The organism is Photorhabdus bodei, from assembly GCF_003287735.1.
Lineage (GTDB): Bacteria > Pseudomonadota > Gammaproteobacteria > Enterobacterales > Enterobacteriaceae > Photorhabdus > Photorhabdus kayaii.
Map to the genome: position 1 here is coordinate 19516 of NZ_NSCM01000008.1, position 19705 is coordinate 39220.

Here is a 19705-nt window from a genome sequence, read left to right on the forward strand (position 1 = left end):
AAGTTTATTTAAGGCCAATTGCTCTCTTAACCGGCGCAAAACTTTTACGATGATGTTCTGTCGCTCCCAACCGAACCAACTTTTCTAAATGAAATGCCGTCGGGTAGCCTTTATGCTTAGCAAATCCATATTCAGGAAACAGTTGATCAAGTTCAGCCATTTCCCGATCTCTGGTAACTTTCGCCACAATAGAAGCGGCACTGATTTCAGCAACCAGTCCATCGCCTTTTATCACCGCTTGTGCCGGCATGGGCAATTTAGGGCAACGGTTACCATCAATCAGCACATATTCAGGAGAAATAGGCAAATTAGCCACAGCCCTTTGCATCGCAAGCATAGTTGCATGCAGGATATTCAATTGATCAATTTCTGCCGGTTCTGCACGCCCCAAGCTCCAGCACAATGCTTTTTCTGTGATCTCCAGATACAGTGCCTCGCGGCGTTTTTCACTAAGTTTTTTAGAATCAGCCAAACCAACTATCGGCTGTAATGGATCTAAAATAACAGCCGCAGTCACAACCGCACCCACTAATGGACCTCGACCAACTTCATCAACTCCAGCAATCAAACTTGCCTGAGGATATATAAATTCCATCATTTTCCTGCCAATTCCAACACGGCTTGTGCTGCCTGTTCGTCAGCATTACAACGAATGCTTTCATGCAAATGTAAAAATATCTGTTTCAATGCTTCAACTTTTTCACTGCCTTGTAGTAACGGCAACAACTCATCTGCCAGTTTTTGCGGCTGACATTTTTCCTGCAATAATTCTTTAACTAACTCTTCACCGGATAATAAGTTAGGCAATGAAACATAAGGCGTTTTTACCAGGCGTTTTGCCAACCAGAAAGTCAATGACTTCATCCGATAACCAACTACCATTGGACATTTTGCCAACATACATTCCAGAGCAGCAGTACCTGAGGCCAAAAGTGCAGCATCACTTGCGATCATGATTTCTCTCGCTTTGCCATCCACAAGATGAACATTCAGCTCTGGCGCAACTTCTTGCTTAATGCGCTCAAATTGTTCACGCCGTTTAGCATTCACCAACGGCACAAATACATGCAGATCAGGTATGTTTCGCTTCAATAACTGAGCAGTTTTAAGAAAATCCGCACTCAGCATCTCAACCTCAGAATGGCGACTCCCCGGCAATAAAGCCAAGCAAACAGACTCTGGCCGAATACCTAATAGCTCACGTGCCGTCACTTTATTGGGTTGCAATGGCATAGCATCCGCCATGGTATGTCCAATAAACCGGCACGGAACATTAAACTTATCGTAAAACGCTTTTTCAAAAGGTAAGAAAGCCAGAACCATATCTGTGGCTTTACCAATTTTAAAAACACGTTTCTGCCGCCAAGCCCATACCGACGGACTAACATAATGAATGGTGCGGATGCCCCGCTGTTTTAACCGACCTTCTAGAGTAATATTGAAATCCGGCGCATCAATGCCCACAAACACATCAGGTTTTAGTTCCGTGAAACGGGTTGTCAGATCCTTACGTATTTTCAGTAAACGAGGTAAACGTTCGAGAACTTCGACAACCCCCATTACTGCTAGCTCTTCCATCTCATACCAAGCTTCACAACCTTCAGCCTGCATAAGAGGGCCTGCCACACCAACAAAACGAGCATTAGGTACTTCAGCTTTTAATGCACGAATTAAACCTGCTCCAAGGATATCACCGGAGGTTTCTCCGGCGATTAATCCAATAGTCAACGGACGCAGACTATCAATAGAAGAAATGGTAGCCAAAGGGGTATCCTTCATCTACTTAACGGACAATGCCACGGGTAGAATTTGCCAGAAAATCGCTGAAGATTTTTACATGCTGATTATTTTCAGCCAGCTCAGCAATTTCTTGTTGTGCTTCTTCTAACGTTTTTCCGTTACGATACAAAATCTTGTACGCATTTCTAATTGCATTCAATGAATCTTTATCAAAACCACGGCGTTTCAGGCCTTCAACATTAGTGCCAAAAGGTGTTGCATGATTCCCCTGAGCAATAACGTATGGCGGAATATCCTGTACCACACCGGAACACCCGCCCACCATAGCATGAGAGCCTATCTGACAAAATTGATGAATCGCACTCATACCACCAATGATGACATAATCACCCAAGATAACATGCCCCCCCAAAGTACCATTATTAGCAATGACACAACGATCACCGACAATACAGTCATGAGCAATATGGGCATTAATCATCAACAAATTATCATTACCGATTTTCGTTACACCGCCACCCTGCGCAGTGCCACGATGAATAGTGACACTTTCGCGGATACGGTTACGATCACCAATCTCAACTCGGGTTGGTTCACCGTGATATTTCAGGTCCTGATTCATTTCGCCAATAGAAGCAAACTGAAAAATCTGGTTATCATGGCCGATTTTGGTTATTCCATTGACAACAACATGAGACTTCAGCTCTGTACTTTCGCCAATTTCAACCTGAGAACCAATACAACAAAACGGCCCAATACGAACATTGGCACCAATAACCGCACCATCTTCTACAATAGCGCTAGGATGTATATAAGCGGTTTCATCAATCATGGGCTAAACCTCACGACGGCGAGCACACATCATTTTTGCTTCGCAAGCTATTTCTCCATCGACTTTCGCTACGCCTCTACAACGCGCAAACCCTCGACGCTCCTTAATAAATTCTACTTCTAATATCATTTGATCCCCAGGCACTACCGGGCGTTTAAAGCGGGCACCATCAATACCGGCAAAATAATAGAGCTCATTTAGCTCTAACTTGCCCACACTCCTAAATGCCAGAATTCCGGTGGCCTGTGCCATAGCTTCAAGGATCAGAACGCCTGGGAAAATAGGTTTGCCGGGAAAATGCCCCTGAAAGAAGGGTTCGTTAAAAGATACGTTTTTTACTGCACGTAAGAATTTACCTTCCTCAAAATCAAGTACGCGATCCACTAATAAAAACGGATAACGATGTGGAAGTAGATCTAAAATTTCTTTAATGTGCAGAGTATGATTATCACTCATCTAAATACTCTTCCTGTCAAAAGGACTAATTGTATTAACGACACGGCCCGCTTAAACCCCAAATCCAGAGTTCCCAGGCAGGCCGCAAAAATAAGACACAACCAAAAATATAGTGCAATTAAATATATACCCGTTATCTTTCAAGTTGCCTCTTTGTTGGCTGCACTCACTCACCCCGGTCACATAGTTATCTATGCTCCCGGGGATTCGCTCCCTTGCCGCCGCAATGCATCTTGAAATCCATAGGGTATAGTACAATTACTCGTTTTCGTCTTCCAGCTTACTCTCCATTGACTTAAGACGTTTATTCATTTCATTGATATTCATGACTAAAGCTGCCGTCTTACGCCAAACTTTATTTGGTTGTGCCGGAATTCCAGAGGAGTATACACCAGGTTCGGTGATAGGACGCATCACCATACTCATCCCAGTGACTGTTACCTTATCACAGATTTCCATATGTCCATTAATGACACTGGCACCACCAATCATACAGTAACAACCAATTTTCAGACTACCGGCCATGATCACACCGCCAGCAACCGCCGTATTGTCACCAATGATAACATTATGAGCAATCTGACACTGGTTATCGATAATGACACCATTACCAATAATGGTATTATCCAAAGCTCCTCGATCGATAGTTGTACAGGCACCAATCTCAACCCGGTCACCGATAATGACTGAACCTAATTGAGGGATTTTAACCCATTTACCACGATCATTCGCATAGCCAAAACCATCAGATCCAATCACTGTTCCTGACTGAATCAAACACTGTTCACCCATTTCAACATTATGATAAACAGAGACATTCGCCCAGAGACGAGTTCCCGTGCCAATACGCGCATTTTTACCAATAAAGCAGCCTGCACCGATAACAACATTATCGCCAAGGACAACGCCAGATTCGATAACCGCATTGGCTCCAACAGCAACGTTTTTACCCAAAATTGCCTGAGGTGAAATCACCGCAGAAGGGTGAATATCCTGTGCGGGAACCGGTGTTGTATCCATAATCTGAGCCATATAGGCATATGCCAGATAAGGATTATCGACAACCAACGCCGGAATATTGCAATAAGGAAGATCTGACGCCTGGAGAACAACAGCGCCAGCCTGACATTCACCTAAACGTTCACGGTAACGACTGTCAGACAAAAAAGTGATCTGTTCGCTATTGGCCGAATGCATTGGTGCAATACTGGTGATAACAATATCGCCATCACCATGTAATTGTGCATTCAACTGCTGAGCTAAATCAGCCAATCGAATTGAAGACATCTATTATTTAACCTGTTTTAATACACTTGCAGTAATATTTTTGCCAGATACTGAATAAGCAACAGCATTCGCATCAATAACGACATCATAGCCTTCTTTGCCAGCAACCACTTTGATTGCGTCCTGGATACGACTTAGAATTTTGTTGCGCTCTTCCATCTCGCGACGACGGTGATCTTGTTCAAAAGCTTGGGCTTTTTTGCCAAATTCTTCACGCTTAGCCATCACCTCTTTTTCCAGATTAGTACGTTCACTGGATTTCATAGTGGAGCCATCGCGCTGTAATTTCTGGATCTTGGACTGCAAGTCAGTTTCCATCCGTTGCAATTCAGATGCGCGGTTTTTAAACTCATTTTCCAACTGCTTCACAACAGCTTCGCGGGCTGGTAGCTGCTGGAAAATCTCACCAACATTTACAACGGCAATTTTGTCTGCTGCCTGAGCACCAACAGAGAAAGCTAATGCAATACCAAAGCTTGCTGCACACAACCATTTTTTCACTATAAACTCCTTAAACCACGCTATCTGTAACCTATTGGAAAACTTAGTTAATGCTCTGAAACCTACGATTTCAGAGCTTGCTCTATCAATAATAAGATAAAAACGCATTATCACCAGGTTTTGCCAATATTAAATTGGAATTGCTCCGATCTATCACCTTCGTAGTCTTTGATCGGCTTAGCATAAGAGAACACCAGCGGACCTAAAGGAGACATCCATTGCAATGCAATACCCGCCGAAACACGGATATTACCTGGTTTACTGTAATCAGGTATACCTCTGCTCTTCATCGCAGCAGAATCATTCCAATAAGTATCCCAAACCGTACCTGAATCAATAAAGAATGAAGTTCGGACAGAATTCGAATACTTACTATCGAGGAATGGCGTTGGCGTAATCAACTCAAGGCTGGCTACCGCCATTGCGTTCCCCCCCACCGCATCGCGAGATGGACTATCTTTCTTAGGCAGCCCGTCCTTATTCAGGTAAATAGCCTTAGGACCGATATTGTTTGAGCGGAAACCACGAACCGTACTGGAGCCACCTGCATAAAAGTTTTCATAGAATGGTAACTCTTTACCACCTAATCCATCACCATAGCCTAAACGGCTGCGCCCCAAAATCACCCAAGTATGATCATCATTAATCGGATAATACGCAGAGGTGTCAAGAGTCACTTTATAGAATTTATTATCCGAACCAGGAATAGTCACTTTACCATTCAGTGTCGATTTCACCCCGGATGTTGGGAAGAAACCACGATCAAGGTTGTTATATGTCCACCCCATACTTAGAGCAAAGTCATCCGCCTTGAATTCAGCTTTACTTTCAAAATCTGGTTTCTCTCCCATAGAATTCAGATAACGCCACATTGCAGCCTGCGGAAGCATATCAGACAGCGAGTTATGAATATAATTTAATCCAAAACGCAGAGAGTTATTTTCATTAATCGGAAAACCGAGGAAACCATCTATACCGTAGCTTTGGTTAGTATAGCCGGATAATTCAGCATCATCAGCCCTGAAATCGTTGTAGAATACCCGGCCACCAAGACTCACTCCATTAACTGTGAAGTATGGATCAGTGAAGGAGAGCTCTGCATAGGTTGAATAATCGTTCTTACTGGCATTAATCCCCACAGCATTACCTGTACCTAACCAGTTATCTTGCTGAGCACCAATCTGGAAACTAACGCCGCTTTCTGTACCAAAACCAACACCAAAGTTCAAAGAGCCGGTATTACGTTCTTTCACTTTATAAACGACATCTACCTGATCAGGGCTGCCTGGTACACGCTGAGTTTCAACATCTACCGTTTCGAAATAACCCAAACGATTAAGACGCTCTTTACCCAGTTCAATCAGATCACTTCCTAACCATGCTCTTTCCATCTGACGCATTTCACGACGTAGAACGGAATCTTTAGTGGTGTCATTACCAGAGAAACGAATTTTACGAACATAGAAACGGTTACCTGCATCAATATTGACATGCAGTTTTACTGTCTTGTCTTGATCATTGATTTCAGGTTGCGTCATTACTCGTGGGTAAGCATAACCATAGCGACCAAGCAAGTTCTTGATATCATTTTCCATTTTAGTCACCTGAGTCCCGTTATACAGAGATCCAGGCTCAATGGCAGCCAGTTTAGTAATTTCAGACTGATAACCCGCCATATTACCGTTCAGGTCAATACCTGATATTTTGTATTGATCACCTTCAGTTATATTTATCGTGACATAAATACCTTTTTTATCTGGCGTCAAACTGACCTGAGTCGAATCAATGTTAAAACGGGCATAACCGCGATCAAGGTAAAAACTGCGCAATGCTTCAAGGTCACCAGTCAGTTTTTGTTTCTGATATTTCTGATCGGCAGTCAGATTCCACCACGGTACATCATCTCTAAGTTGGAAACGATTCAATAACTCATCAGAAGAAAATGATTTATTACCAACAATGTTAATTTGCTGGATTTTTGCCGAAACACCTTCAGCGAAAACCAGTTTCAAATCGACACGGTTACGTGGAAGTGGCGTAACAACCGCTTTTACACTGGCGTTGTATTTACCCACACTATAATAGAAATCCTCCAACCCTCTTTCGATATTGGACAACATCGTACGGTCAAGGGCTTCTCCGATCCGAACATGAGATGCCTCAAGGTTTTGTTTCAACATGTCATCTTTCACCGATTTATTGCCAGAGAAAGTGATGCTGGCAATAGTCGGCCGTTCTTTTACCTGAACAATAAGTGTATTGCCATCACGCAGGACACGAACGTCTTCAAAGTTACCAGTAGCAAATAGTGCATGAATGGTACGACCGATATCTTCATCGCTGACCGTATCACCTACGCGAACTGGCATATTCAGTAATGCTGCACCTACGGCGACGCGTTGAAGACCTTCAAAGTGAATATCCTGAACTACGAATCCGTCTGCACCGTATGCAGTGGCGCTGCCAAACAGCAGCGACGCTATGAGTAACTTTTTCATCGCCATCGTTGTAATGCGTCTTCCTAACTAGTCTTCCGCTTTAAAAACGGGAGAAATCATTGAAAAGTGCAAGCCCCATCAATAACACCAGTACTATGGCACCGATGCGATAGCTGAAGTCTTGTACACGCTCGGAAACTGGCCCACCTTTTATCTTTTCGATAAACAAGAAGAGCAAGTGTCCACCATCTAACACAGGTAATGGGATCAGATTAATAATCCCAAGATTGACACTTATTAGCGCCAAAAACATCAAATAATACACCAAGCCGGAATCAGCCGACACCCCCGCCCCTTTAGCGATAGAGATAGGCCCACTCAGGTTGTTAATTTTCACATCACCAACGATCAGCTTACCAATCATACTGACAGTTAATCGCATCAGTTGCCAAGTCTTATCTCCTGCCTGATACATGGCAGAGAAAGGCCCGTATTGCTGAACGATTCTATATTCATCGGCTAATGGCACAACTCGCAGTTCCACACCGGCAAAACCAGCTTTCCTGCCACCAGACTGTTGTCTTGCTTCTGGCGTCATAGAGAGAGAAATAATATGACCAGCCCGATCCACGGAAAGTTCCAGCGGGACATTCGGATTATTGCTGACAAAGGATGTAAAAGTATGCCAAGTATCTATTTCCTGGTCACCGACTTTAACTATCCTATCCCCCTTTTGCAAACCCGCTTTTTCTGCTGCGGAGCCAAGGATAACTTTTTCCACCAGAGAATCCAAACGAGGACCGACAGGCATAATCCCTAGTGACAATACAGGATCCTGCTTATCCGGATCAAAGCTCCATTGCTGCAAATCCAGAGTTTTCTCCACCGGATATGATGAGCCTGGAGAGATAACCTGAACAGTCATGTTATCGTCACCTATCTTACCTACCAGAGCAAAACGAACTGAATTCCAATCAGGCGTTTCGATACCATCTACGGATTTTAGTTCCATTCCCGATGAAATATTTGCTTGCGCAGCGATAGAATCTGGTTTGATATCCGCAACAACAGGACGTATTGCCGGCACACCAATAATAAACACTAACCAATAAACCACAGCCGCCAATAAAAAGTTAGCAATTGGCCCGGCACTGACTACCGCAGCACGCTGACCAAGTGTTTTATTATTGAATGCCATATGACGGTGTTCAGGAGAAACAGGTGAAACACGCTCATCAAGCATTTTCACATATCCCCCCAGTGGAATAAGGGCTATAACATATTCAGTTCCTTGACGATCTGTACGCCGCCATAGAGCTTTACCAAAACCAATGGAGAAACGTTCAACGTGAATACCACACTTTCTGGCCACCCAAAAATGGCCAAACTCATGCACAGTGATCAATATCCCTAGCGCAATAATAAAAGCCGCCAGATTCCAGAGAATTCCCATCATATTCTTCAAACACCGTCAAACATAGAGATCAAAATACCAGCAACATTAGGCCAGTAAAAACAGGGATCGCAGCCGTCAGGCTATCAATACGATCCATAACACCGCCATGTCCCGGAATTAGCTGGCTGCTATCCTTAATACCCGATTCACGTTTGAACATACTCTCAGTCAAATCACCAAATACAGAAGCGATAACAACAATAGCAGAACACAACATGAGTTTTTCAGGCATTGCAGGTACTGGAGCATATTTCCCAAACAACCATGAAATAATGGCCGCTGTCATTAACCCCCCCATTAATCCTTCCAGCGTTTTTCCTGGAGAAACTTTCGGTGCCATTTTACGTTTACCTAAAGTACGTCCGAAGAGATAAGCACCGGAATCCGCTCCCCACACTAGCAACATGACATACAATAACCACCATGCACCATAATATGAATTATCATCATATCCCTGAGTCCGTAACACCATCATTCCACAGTAAAACGGCACTAATGTCAGGACACCAAACAAAAGGCGCAATAAAATGGAGCTCTTCCAAATTACAGCGGAAGAAGGATAGGTAACAACCAGAAGTGTCGCGACAATCCACCAAATCATTCCCCCCCATAGGATAAAAGCGATTTGTGGTTGTCCAATCAAATCAGTGAAATCTGGCAGAGTATATTGTAAGGCCAATAAACCAATAGCAAACAGAAGCGCCAAAATAGCCCGTTTCTTTTGGTTAAATAAGCCAGCGAATTGCCCCCATTCCCATGCAGCAAGGGCTGAAACAGCAATAATCACCAGCCCAAACGCTACTGGTGGCAGCAAAAATAGAGCGGCAATCACAAGAGGGATTAATATCACAGCCGTTATAAGGCGGTACTTCAGCAAGAGTTCCTCCTATGATCCCACATCGGCATCGTCTGGTATTGTTCCGCCAAACCGGCGTTCTCTTTTGGCAAAGGCATTAATTGCACCTTCAAAAACGTTTTCATCAAAATCAGGCCAGAGTATATCGGTAAAATAGAATTCTGCATAAGCTATCTGCCATAACAAAAAATTACTGATACGATGTTCACCGCCGGTTCTGATGACTAAATCAACCTGAGGCTGCTGGCTTAGATTCATATAATTATTAACTAATTCTTCAGTAATATCCTGTGGCCCAAGGGAATTATCCTTAATCTGCTGAGCAATTTTCTGAACACTTTGAACAACATCCCAACGACCACCATAATTTGCAGCAATATTAAGTTGCAGACCCGTATTATTAGCGGTCAACTTAACTGAGCGATGGATTCGATCCTGTAAACGCTCACTGAACCGGCTGATATCACCAATAACAGATAATCTAATATTATGCTTATGTAAACTTTTGATTTCGCTATCTAGTGCAAAAATAAATAATTCCATTAAAGAGCTGACTTCTTGTTCCGGCCGATTCCAGTTTTCACTACTGAAAGCATACAACGTCAGTGACTCAATTTTATGTTTAGCCGAGAAACTCACCGCACTACGTACCGCTTTAATCCCTGCACGATGACCAAAGGCTCTTAATTTCCCTCGTTTCTTTGCCCAACGGCCGTTACCATCCATAATAATAGCAACATGTTTAGGTAATAATGACAATAAATCGTTCTGATGATGATCGCTGGATAATATCACTCAATTAATCCTTTGCTGGTCAGGGTAATTCTCTTACAAGTTCAGGCATCCAAACATAAAAAAGCCGTGTCTGATATCCACGGCTTGGGTAAAAGCCTAATTATCTGGAAGAGAACTTCCAAAATCTGAACCGTTAATTATATCAACCAACAGTTATACGCAAACTATACCATCAGGTAAAAATGCGGACAAATACCCATTTGCCAATCAAAGACTATCTGATAAATGAACGAATAGTCTTTATAGCTAAATCTCTTGCGAGATTATCAATCTGTAAGACTTCCTCAATGCTCTGAGGTTCCGGCAAATTTAGTTTTTCTACAACCTGCCGGTTTATAATTGCAATATCTGTGAAAGAGATTCCATTTTGTAAAAAAATCTTAACGATTTCTTCATTCGCTGCATTCAACGCCGTCGTTGCAGCCTGACCTGCGTGGCAAGCTTCAATAGCCAGCTTCAAACATGGATACCGTTCATAATCTGGTTTCGAGAACGTCAGTGTACCTAAAGAATAAAAATCAAGAGGTTCAACACCAGAAGCAATACGATTTGGGTATGCCATTGCATAGGCAATTGGTGTACACATATCCGGTGTTCCTAATTGAGCAATAACGCTACCATCCTGATAACGGACCATAGAGTGAATGACTGACTGAGGATGGACTACCACTTCCATTTCCGCAGCAGATGCATTGAACAGACAACACGCCTCAATATATTCCAGGCCCTTATTCATCATTGTCGCAGAATCTACCGAAATCTTACGCCCCATCGACCAATTCGGATGAGCACAAGCCTGGTCCGGTGTTACAAAAGCTAATTGCTCCAAAGGGGTATGACGAAAAGGCCCGCCAGATCCTGTCAGAATGATATTAGCAATTCCATATTGTTTTAGATCTCCGCGCCCAAGGTTTCGTTGTATTACCTCTGGTAAGCTCTGAAAAATAGCATTATGCTCACTATCAATGGGTAATAATTGAGCATTATGTTTCGCTACGGCATCCATAAAAAACCGGCCGCTGGTGATCAGCGACTCTTTATTAGCAAGTAAAATCTGTTTACCCGCCCGGATGGCAGCCAGCGTTGGCAATAAACCAGCCACACCAACAATCCCAGACATAACCTGATCAACATCATTCAAAGCAGCCAAATCACACGCAGCCTGTTCCCCGAAAAATACCTCGGTTTTACAACCTTGTTCAATAAGCAGCTGACGCAACTCTTTTGCGGAAACTTCATCCGCCATTGCAGCATATTGAGGCCGAAACTCCAGACATTGCTCAGCCATAACCTGGATATTTTTTCCAGCGGCAAGCGCTGTTACTTTGAATTTATCAGGATTATTGCGAACTACAGTAAGTGTACTTTTGCCTACGGAACCTGTGGAACCAAGGATGGTCAACCTTTTCATACTGATGCTCTGAATTGTTTTATTTGATGTGTATTAATACTTGTCTGATTTGCCTGGCTATGAACGCTCATGACTTCAGAGAAATGCCGAATAAAAAATAGCGCCGCACGATAGCAGCGCTTGATGTATCTCATAAAAGAGATTAGAACTCCATCAGTTCTTCTTCTTTCTTCGTTAAAGCTTCATCAACTTTTTTGATGAAATTATCCGTCAGCTTTTGAATATCATCCTGCGCACGACGCTCATCATCTTCACTGATCTCTTTGTCTTTCAGCAGTGCTTTGATTTTGTCGTTAGCGTCACGACGAATATTACGCACAGAGACACGCCCCTGCTCAGCTTCGCCACGAACCACCTTAATCAGATCCTTACGGCGCTCTTCTGTCAATGGTGGCAAAGGAACACGGATTGTTGTTCCCGCAGAAGATGGATTCAGCCCTAAATCAGAAGCCATGATTGCCTTTTCAATCGCCGGCGTCATAGTACGATCAAATACCGTGATAGCTAGGGTACGTGCATCCTCAGCGACGACGTTAGCAAGCTGACGCAAAGGCGTTGGTGTACCATAATACTCAACAGTGATACCATCCAGCAGACTAGGAGAAGCCCGGCCAGTACGAACCTTGCTGATTTGGTTTTTAAGTGCTTCGACGCTCTTTTCCATACGGTCTTGTGCGTCTTTTTTGATTTCATTAATCACGTTACAAACCCTTGGGAACTGGTTGTTTTAAAGCCATAAGCTATTATGACCATGTTTGTTAAATTTGGCGTATCAGGCGACTCATCATACCGCTAAACATCTCTGGTGTCTTTGAACATTACTCGTGAGAAATCAGGGTGCCTTCATTTTCCCCCATTACCACACGACGCAACGCTCCCGGCTTATTCATGTTAAATACGCGAATAGGTAAGCTGTGATCACGAGCCAGCGTGAATGCCGCCAAATCCATAACTTTCAATTCACGCTCTAATACCTGCTGGTAAGAGAGCTTATCGAACAATACCGCTTCCGAATCTTTAGCCGGATCAGCCGAGTAAACACCATCTACTTTAGTTGCTTTTAGCACAACATCTGCTTCAATCTCAATACCACGCAAACACGCTGCCGAATCTGTAGTAAAGAACGGATTGCCGGTACCCGCAGAGAAAATAACAACACGACCATGACGTAATAAACTAATCGCTTCTGCCCAACTATAGTTATCGCAAACGCCATTTAAAGGAATTGCAGACATTAGACGGGCGTTCACATAGGCGCGATGTAATGCGTCCCGCATTGCCAGACCATTCATCACTGTTGCCAACATGCCCATGTGGTCGCCGACTACACGGTTCATCCCTGCTTCTGCCAAGCCAGCACCACGAAACAGATTACCACCGCCAATGACGACACCGACTTGTACGCCTAACTCAACCAGTTCTTTGACCTCCTGAGCCATGCGATCTAACACGCTGGCATCTATACCAAAACCTTCTGCACCTTGCAGGGCTTCTCCACTGAGTTTAAGCAGGATACGCTGATATACGGGTTTTGCATTGGTTGCCATGATGTTCTGTCCTAAGCAGAAAAGTATATTGGGGATTTACATACATCCGAGCCATTCTGACCAGATGCAAAAACTCAACACCTACTGGGATAGGCGATTTAGATTAGATAAAACAGAACCGCCATTTGGCGGCCCTGTTTGTAAAAATTAAGACTATTTACTCATTGCAGCAACTTCTGCTGCGAAATCAGTCTCAACTTTCTCAATACCTTCACCCACTTCATAACGGATGAAGCTAGTCACTGTAGCAGTGTTTTCTTTCAACAGATCGCCAACTGTTTTGCTTGGATCCATCACGAAATTCTGACCTGTCAGAGAAATCTCACCGGTGAATTTATTCATACGGCCAGAAACCATTTTCTCTGCGATTTCGCGTGGCTTACCAGACTGCATTGCGATATCCAGTTGGATTTGGTGCTCACGATCAACAACATCAGCTGGTACATCACTTGGGTTAACATATTCTGGCTTGCTCGCAGCGATGTGCATAGCCACATGCTTAATCAGCTCTTCATTAGCGCCAGCGCCTTCAGCCGCAACCAGAACACCGATACGTGCACCATGCAGGTAAGTACCCAGTTGTTCACCTTCTAATACAGAAACGCGACGAATGTTAATGTTTTCACCGATTTTAGCAACCAGTGCAGTACGTTGTTCTTCAAACTTAGCTTTCAGAGTTTCAATATCAGAGATTTTATCAGCCAATACTGTTGCCATAACTTCTTTACCGAAAGCGATGAAACCTGCATCTTTGGCAACAAAATCAGTTTCACAGTTCAGCTCAACCAGAGCGCCGAATTTGCTATCAGCAGCCACTTCCGCCAGGATTATACCTTCAGCAGCAACACGGCCAGCTTTCTTAGCCGCTTTCGCTTGACCTGATTTACGCATGTTGTCAATCGCTAATTCGATATCGCCATTAGCTTCAACCAGCGCTTTTTTACATTCCATCATACCTGCGCCAGTACGCTCACGCAGTTCTTTTACCAAAGCAGCGGTAATTCCAGACATTTGTTTTATTCCTCGATGTATCCCGCAGGAAGAGAGTATTCCGCATGGATAGTTCTTATATCAGATACGTAAAAGGGGGCCATAACAGGCCCCCCTAACCAATATATTTCAATACCTGGTTAATAAGGGCTCAATAATGAGCTTGCCTTATTATTCAGCTTCTACAAAGCTTTCTTCTGCCTGAACAGCCAGATCTTGAGAACGACCTTCACGAACAGCAGTAGCAACAGCACCTAGATACAGTTTTACTGCACGGATTGCGTCATCATTACCAGGGATGATGAAATCAACACCATCTGGATCAGAGTTAGTATCAACAACAGCGAATACTGGGATACCCAGGTTGTTTGCTTCTTTGATAGCAATGTGTTCATGTTCAGCATCGATAACAAACAGAGCATCAGGTAAGCCGCCCATATCTTTGATACCGCCCAGACTATTTTCTAACTTACCAAGTTCACGAGAACGAATTAACGCTTCTTTCTTGGTCAGTTTGTCAAAAGTACCGTCCTGAGACTGTGCTTCTAAATCTTTCAAACGTTTGATGGATTGACGAACGGTTTTCCAGTTAGTCAGCATACCGCCTAACCAACGGTGATTAACGAAGTATTGATCACAGTTCTGAGCTGCTTCTTTAACCGCTTCGCTCGCAGCACGCTTAGTACCAACAAACAGAATTTTGCCTTTGCGTGAAGCAATTTTGTTCAGTTCAGCTAACGCATCGTTGAACATTGGAACAGTTTTTTCCAAATTGATGATATGCACTTTGTTACGAGCACCAAAGATGAATGGTTTCATTTTTGGGTTCCAGTAACGAGTCTGGTGACCGAAGTGAACACCCGCTTGCAGCATATCGCGCATGGAAACAGTTGCCATTGTAAACCTCTGTAAAATATTAAGTTGGGGTTATGCCTCCACGAGCCCCATAACACCGACTCTTTAGCTGCATGTTCTGCATGAGAGCACCCCGGTGTATGTGCCGACCCGTGTGTGTTATTTACACAGTGAGTATGTTTAACGCCACCCTGTTTTGCCTCAGTGGCAAATACACAGAACGCCGGCGCGCTTTATATCATAAACCGGCCTAAGACACCAACTTTTGTTGCCATTCTCTGATAGCTCAATGTGGAAAGAAAAGCCCGGTTACGAACGGTATTCTTGATGAGTAAATAAAGGTAACGAGGGAAATAGGGCTGCCAACTGTTATTGGCAGATATTCTGTAGGCTGATACCATTAGTTCAATAATTTTTTCCTTGTTGAAAAACAGACAACCAGCAGATTCGCTGGCTTTGAATGGACAAGTTTCATGGCAATCTCAATTAAAACCTCTGAAGATATTGAAAAAATGCGCGTCGCCGGTCGGCTGGCGGCAGAAGTGTTGGAAATTATTGAACCTTACGTCAAACCTGGTGTAACAACAGGTGAATTGGATCGTATCTGTCACGATCACATTACCAATAAACAACAGGCTGTCTCTGCCTGCCTTGGCTATCACGGTTTCCCAAAATCTGTTTGTATCTCTGTTAATGACGTAGTGTGTCATGGTATCCCAAGTGATGATAAGACCTTGAAAGATGGCGATATTGTTAATATCGATGTGACTGTCATCAAAGAGGGCTTCCACGGTGATACATCAAAAATGTTCATAGTTGGTAAACCAACCATTCAGGGTGAGCGCCTGTGCCGCATCACTCAGGAAAGCCTCTATCTAGCCTTGAAAATGGTGAAACCCGGTATTCGTCTGCGCACCCTTGGTAGAGCCATCCAACAATTTGTTGAAGCCAACGATTTTTCTGTGGTCCGTGAATATTGCGGTCACGGCATCGGCGCAGGCTTCCACGAGGAACCACAAGTATTGCACTATGATGCAGATGATAGTGGTGTTGTTCTGCAAAAAGGTATGGCTTTCACTATTGAGCCAATGGTTAACACCGGTGACTACCACATCCGTACCATGAAAGATGGCTGGACAGTCAAAACCAAGGACCGCAGCCTGTCTGCGCAGTATGAACATACCATCGTTGTTACTGATAACGGCTGCGAAATCATGACATTGCGTAAAGAAGAAGAGCCAACGCTTTCCGCAGTCTTGGTAAATGAATAATTAAAGCAGCAAACTATGAAGCCTTGTTGAAATCATACAAGGCTTGTGACTGCTCCCCGCCATAAAAAACGGCGAGGCTTCCCACTTCTCAGGCCGCCACCGTCGATGCAACGGATTTACGCTGGCCTCCGTGGGCAGAAACGACGAGTCCCGCCGCCTGTAATTCTGTTATGCCCTTGCGCTGGATGTTGATCGCCGCATTGATATCGCGGTCATGTTCGACATGACAAACCATGCAAGCTGTATACGAGCTTTGCGACGATTGGCATTCCCCCCTGTTCTTATCTTACGGGATAACGCTTTCTGTTTACGCCGCAGGTTGCGGCTGGTGTTGATAAGGTGGCGTGGGATAGAGTGCATTCATTTTAGCCTGTTTTACAGGCAAATATCAATTTAGCCAGGATACGTCGCAGTAGCCAGCCCTAAAGCCCTTTGGGCTTTTCGCCTTATATCCCTGTACTGGGCAAGGGTTTACGGCGGTTTTTGCTAAATCTCTTCTCCGCAATATCCCCTTGTTTAACACCCTACTTTCTCAGTAATCTGGCCGTTATGATTCGCCTTTCTCATAGGTTTATACTTATGTCAGCAGATATCGCCACAATTCAAGCCCCTATCCCGCCACTTTCTCCCGCTGATTTTTCCAGTGAAGATCTTCGCTACCCCGTGTTGAAACAGCACCTCGAAGAATTTCAGCTTTGGCTGGAACATGCATTTAAAGCGGGTATTTCCGCGGAAGCCTTGATTTCCGCACGCAGTGATTACATAGACCAGTTGTTACAACAATTATGGTATGCCTATGGATTTGATAAAATTTCATCACTTTCATTGATTGCCGTCGGCGGATATGGCCGGCGAGAACTGCATCCGCTATCTGATATCGACGTGCTGATACTCAGTGAACAACCACTCACACCACCTCAAGCTCAGAATGTCGGACAATTTATCACTTTACTATGGGATATCCGACTGGAAGTCGGCCACAGTGTCCGCACACTTGAAGAGTGTTTGCTGGAAGGGTTATCAGATCTGACTATTGCGACAAATTTAATCGAATCACGGTTAATTTGTGGCGATCCATCCATTTTTCTTCGATTACAGCGACATACCTTCAGTGATGGTTTTTGGCCTTCCACTGAATTTTTTGATGCCAAAATTGTCGAACAACACGAACGCCATCAGCGCTATCACAGCACCAGTTATAACCTGGAACCTGATATCAAAAGCAGCCCCGGAGGATTGCGAGACATTCATACCCTACTGTGGGTTGCCCGCCGCCATTTTGGTGCAACCTCCATAGATGAAATGGTCGACTTTGGTTTCCTGACAGCAGAAGAACGTAATGAATTAAATGAATGCCAAAGTTTCCTCTGGCGTATCCGCTTTGCTCTTCATCTGATAGTCAATCGTTATGATAATCGTCTGTTATTTGATCGCCAGTTCAGTATTGCTCAATTACTAGGCTATCACGGAGAGCGTAATCAACCGGTAGAACGAATGATGAAAGATTTCTACCGGATGACACGCCGCGTTAGCGAACTCAACAATATGCTACTGCAACTGTTTGATGAAGCCATTCTGGCATTGGAAACCCATGAAAAGTCCCGCTCGTTGGATAGTGAATTCCAACTACGGGGGCAACTTATTGATCTCATCGATGAAACCCTGTTTATCAAAGAACCCGCCGCTATTATGCGAATGTTTTATCGCATGGCGGAACATGAAGAAGTTCAAGGTATTTATTCTACTACGTTACGCCACCTCCGTTATGCACGCCGCAACCTGTCTCAGCCATTGTGTGAATTACCGGAAGCTCGCCAAATCTTTATGGATATCCTACGTCACCCAAGGGCGGTTGAAAGCGCATTTGTGCCCATGCATCGTCACAGTGTCCTTGGCGCTTACACACCGCTTTGGGCCAATATCGTCGGTCAGATGCAATTTGATCTGTTTCACGCCTATACCGTCGATGAACATACCATCCGCGTACTGAGAAAACTGGAAAGTTTTGCCGATGAGAATAATCGTCCAGCCCATCCACTCTGTGTTGAGCTATACCCTCGTCTGCCTCAACCAGAGCTTCTACATCTTGCTGCACTATTTCATGATATCGCCAAAGGGCGTACCGGCGACCATTCTGAACTTGGCGCTGACGATGCGCTAGCGTTTTCACTGCAACATGGGCTTAACTCACGAGAAGCTGATTTGGTAGCCTGGCTGGTTCGTCATCATCTGTTAATGTCAGTCACAGCTCAAAGGCGAGATATTCAGGACCCAGAAATCATCAAGCAATTTACCCATCAAATCCTCAATGAAACCCGGTTACGCTACCTGATATGCCTGACAGTCGCTGATATCTGCGCCACCAATGTCAACCTATGGAATAGTTGGAAGCAGAGTTTGTTACGGGAACTCTATTTCTCTACAGAGAATCAATTGCGCCAGGGAAATACGCCAGATTTTCGGGAACGCATCCGTCATAACCGTTTCCAGGCACTTGCTCTGTTGCGCCAGGATAATATTAACGAACAGAAACTTCATCAGCTTTGGAGTCGTTGTCATGCAGATTATTTTCTTCGCCATACGCCAAAACAACTTGCCTGGCACGCCCGTCATTTAGTGCAACATGATTCTCAAGAGTCACTGATACTGATAAGTACCAAGTCAACCCGTGGCGGTACAGAAATTTTTATCTGGAGCGTAGATCGTCCTTCCCTGTTTGCGGCGGTTGTCGGCGAACTGGATAGACGTAACCTGAGTGTTCATAATGCTCAAATCTTTACCAATCGTGATGGTATGACAATGGACACTTTCGTGGTACTGGAACCCAATGGTCATCCTTTAGCATCGGATCGCCATGAAATAATACGTAACTCACTTTTACAAGTTGTTCTGGCTCCCCACACCAAAACACCGAAAACACGAAAATTGCCAACCAAACTGCGTCACTTCAACGTACCAACAAAAGTAACCTTCTTACCTACCCATAACGAACGACGAACCTATATGGAACTATTTGCCCTGGATCAACCGGGATTGCTGGCAAGGGTCGGTAATATTTTCGCCGAAATGGAGGTTTCACTGCATGGTGCACACATCACCACCATCGGTGAACGTGTCGAAGATTTTTTTGTGCTGGCAGATAAAGACCACAAGGCATTAAATAAAAAAGTCAGAGAAGAATTGTCAGAAAGGTTGACAGCAACCCTAAATCCAAAGGATAAAATATAACTCAATATAAGCCCATGATTCGGGCGATAACCAAGGAACCCG

18 protein-coding genes and 1 pseudogene are annotated in these 19705 nt (G+C 44.1%); 2 read left to right on the forward strand and 17 right to left on the reverse strand.

What is annotated here, in order from left to right:
• Positions 1 to 4: 4 nt before the first annotated feature.
• From rnhB to rpsB, 16 genes are all read right to left on the reverse strand, one after another.
• Complete coding sequence (rnhB, locus tag CKY02_RS08025; protein WP_112879154.1) at positions 5 to 598, reverse strand: ribonuclease HII; 594 nt, start codon at positions 596 to 598, stop codon at positions 5 to 7.
• Positions 595 to 1779, reverse strand: a complete 1185-nt coding sequence (gene lpxB, locus CKY02_RS08030) for a lipid-A-disaccharide synthase (RefSeq protein ID WP_112894890.1) — start codon at positions 1777 to 1779, stop codon at positions 595 to 597. Before lpxB ends, rnhB begins: the two co-directional genes overlap by 4 nt.
• Positions 1780 to 1783: 4 nt before the next feature.
• Positions 1784 to 2572 (reverse strand): acyl-ACP--UDP-N-acetylglucosamine O-acyltransferase, encoded by a 789-nt coding sequence (lpxA, locus tag CKY02_RS08035; protein WP_112894891.1) that lies wholly within the window; start codon positions 2570 to 2572, stop codon positions 1784 to 1786.
• A 3-nt stretch (positions 2573 to 2575) separates the two neighbouring features.
• On the reverse strand, positions 2576 to 3028 hold the full coding sequence (fabZ, locus tag CKY02_RS08040; protein WP_112894892.1) for a 3-hydroxyacyl-ACP dehydratase FabZ: 453 nt from the start codon (positions 3026 to 3028) through the stop codon (positions 2576 to 2578).
• 51 nt (positions 3029 to 3079) lie between these two features.
• Positions 3080 to 3286 carry a hypothetical protein gene (locus CKY02_RS23715; RefSeq protein WP_146747411.1) on the reverse strand — a complete coding sequence of 69 codons (207 nt, stop codon included), beginning with the start codon at positions 3284 to 3286 and terminating at the stop codon, positions 3080 to 3082.
• Entirely contained in the window at positions 3287 to 4315 is a 1029-nt protein-coding gene (gene lpxD, locus CKY02_RS08050; protein ID WP_112894894.1) for a UDP-3-O-(3-hydroxymyristoyl)glucosamine N-acyltransferase, read from the reverse strand.
• Between the two features lie 3 nt (positions 4316 to 4318).
• Entirely contained in the window at positions 4319 to 4816 is a 498-nt protein-coding gene (gene skp / locus CKY02_RS08055) for a molecular chaperone Skp (protein ID WP_112894895.1), read from the reverse strand.
• A gap of 110 nt (positions 4817 to 4926) precedes the next feature.
• Positions 4927 to 7320, reverse strand: coding sequence for an outer membrane protein assembly factor BamA (gene bamA, locus CKY02_RS08060; RefSeq protein ID WP_112894896.1), 2394 nt, complete (start codon positions 7318 to 7320; stop codon positions 4927 to 4929).
• A gap of 34 nt (positions 7321 to 7354) precedes the next feature.
• Positions 7355 to 8710 (reverse strand): sigma E protease regulator RseP, encoded by a 1356-nt coding sequence (rseP, locus tag CKY02_RS08065; protein ID WP_112894897.1) that lies wholly within the window; start codon positions 8708 to 8710, stop codon positions 7355 to 7357.
• A gap of 28 nt (positions 8711 to 8738) precedes the next feature.
• Entirely contained in the window at positions 8739 to 9587 is an 849-nt protein-coding gene (cdsA, locus tag CKY02_RS08070) for a phosphatidate cytidylyltransferase (protein ID WP_112894898.1), read from the reverse strand.
• Positions 9588 to 9596: 9 nt separating this feature from the next.
• Positions 9597 to 10292, reverse strand: coding sequence for a (2E,6E)-farnesyl-diphosphate-specific ditrans,polycis-undecaprenyl-diphosphate synthase (gene ispU, locus CKY02_RS08075; RefSeq protein WP_238399107.1), 696 nt, complete (start codon positions 10290 to 10292; stop codon positions 9597 to 9599).
• A 283-nt stretch (positions 10293 to 10575) separates the two neighbouring features.
• Positions 10576 to 11772 (reverse strand): 1-deoxy-D-xylulose-5-phosphate reductoisomerase, encoded by a 1197-nt coding sequence (gene ispC, locus CKY02_RS08080; protein WP_112879146.1) that lies wholly within the window; start codon positions 11770 to 11772, stop codon positions 10576 to 10578.
• A gap of 142 nt (positions 11773 to 11914) precedes the next feature.
• On the reverse strand, positions 11915 to 12472 hold the full coding sequence (gene frr / locus CKY02_RS08085; protein WP_112879145.1) for a ribosome recycling factor: 558 nt from the start codon (positions 12470 to 12472) through the stop codon (positions 11915 to 11917).
• A gap of 118 nt (positions 12473 to 12590) precedes the next feature.
• Positions 12591 to 13319, reverse strand: a complete 729-nt coding sequence (pyrH, locus tag CKY02_RS08090) for a UMP kinase (protein ID WP_112879144.1) — start codon at positions 13317 to 13319, stop codon at positions 12591 to 12593.
• 153 nt (positions 13320 to 13472) lie between these two features.
• Positions 13473 to 14330, reverse strand: a complete 858-nt coding sequence (tsf, locus tag CKY02_RS08095; protein WP_112894899.1) for a translation elongation factor Ts — start codon at positions 14328 to 14330, stop codon at positions 13473 to 13475.
• Positions 14331 to 14480: 150 nt separating this feature from the next.
• On the reverse strand, positions 14481 to 15206 hold the full coding sequence (gene rpsB, locus CKY02_RS08100; protein WP_112879142.1) for a 30S ribosomal protein S2: 726 nt from the start codon (positions 15204 to 15206) through the stop codon (positions 14481 to 14483).
• A gap of 431 nt (positions 15207 to 15637) precedes the next feature.
• On the opposite strand from rpsB, the gene map reads away from it, so the two are divergent.
• Positions 15638 to 16435: a type I methionyl aminopeptidase gene (map, locus tag CKY02_RS08105; protein ID WP_112894900.1), complete on the forward strand. Its 798-nt coding sequence runs from the start codon at positions 15638 to 15640 to the stop codon at positions 16433 to 16435.
• A gap of 88 nt (positions 16436 to 16523) precedes the next feature.
• On the opposite strand, the pseudogene CKY02_RS08110 reads toward map, so the two are convergent.
• Positions 16524 to 16783 (reverse strand): annotated as a pseudogene (locus CKY02_RS08110) (hypothetical protein); the annotation flags it as partial.
• Between the two features lie 231 nt (positions 16784 to 17014).
• On the opposite strand from CKY02_RS08110, the gene glnD reads away from it, so the two are divergent.
• A complete protein-coding gene (gene glnD, locus CKY02_RS08115; RefSeq protein ID WP_112894901.1) occupies positions 17015 to 19663 on the forward strand; it encodes a bifunctional uridylyltransferase/uridylyl-removing protein GlnD in 2649 nt (882 codons plus the stop codon).
• Positions 19664 to 19705 lie beyond the last annotated feature (42 nt).

Excerpts from the sequence above, each read along its gene's own strand:
- rnhB (WP_112879154.1), bottom strand. The coding sequence starts at position 598 with ATGATGGAATTTATATATCCTCAGGCAAGTTTGATTGCTGGAGTTGAT.
- lpxB (WP_112894890.1), bottom strand. The coding sequence starts at position 1,779 with ATGAAGGATACCCCTTTGGCTACCATTTCTTCTATTGATAGTCTGCGT.
- lpxA (WP_112894891.1), bottom strand. The coding sequence starts at position 2,572 with ATGATTGATGAAACCGCTTATATACATCCTAGCGCTATTGTAGAAGAT.
- fabZ (WP_112894892.1), bottom strand. The coding sequence starts at position 3,028 with ATGAGTGATAATCATACTCTGCACATTAAAGAAATTTTAGATCTACTT.
- lpxD (WP_112894894.1), bottom strand. The coding sequence starts at position 4,315 with ATGTCTTCAATTCGATTGGCTGATTTAGCTCAGCAGTTGAATGCACAA.
- bamA (WP_112894896.1), bottom strand. The coding sequence starts at position 7,320 with ATGGCGATGAAAAAGTTACTCATAGCGTCGCTGCTGTTTGGCAGCGCC.
- rseP (WP_112894897.1), bottom strand. The coding sequence starts at position 8,710 with ATGATGGGAATTCTCTGGAATCTGGCGGCTTTTATTATTGCGCTAGGG.
- ispU (WP_238399107.1), bottom strand. The coding sequence starts at position 10,292 with ATGGATGGTAACGGCCGTTGGGCAAAGAAACGAGGGAAATTAAGAGCC.
- ispC (WP_112879146.1), bottom strand. The coding sequence starts at position 11,772 with ATGAAAAGGTTGACCATCCTTGGTTCCACAGGTTCCGTAGGCAAAAGT.
- pyrH (WP_112879144.1), bottom strand. The coding sequence starts at position 13,319 with ATGGCAACCAATGCAAAACCCGTATATCAGCGTATCCTGCTTAAACTC.
- tsf (WP_112894899.1), bottom strand. The coding sequence starts at position 14,330 with ATGTCTGGAATTACCGCTGCTTTGGTAAAAGAACTGCGTGAGCGTACT.
- rpsB (WP_112879142.1), bottom strand. The coding sequence starts at position 15,206 with ATGGCAACTGTTTCCATGCGCGATATGCTGCAAGCGGGTGTTCACTTC.
- map (WP_112894900.1), top strand. The coding sequence starts at position 15,638 with ATGGCAATCTCAATTAAAACCTCTGAAGATATTGAAAAAATGCGCGTC.
- glnD (WP_112894901.1), top strand. The coding sequence starts at position 17,015 with ATGTCAGCAGATATCGCCACAATTCAAGCCCCTATCCCGCCACTTTCT.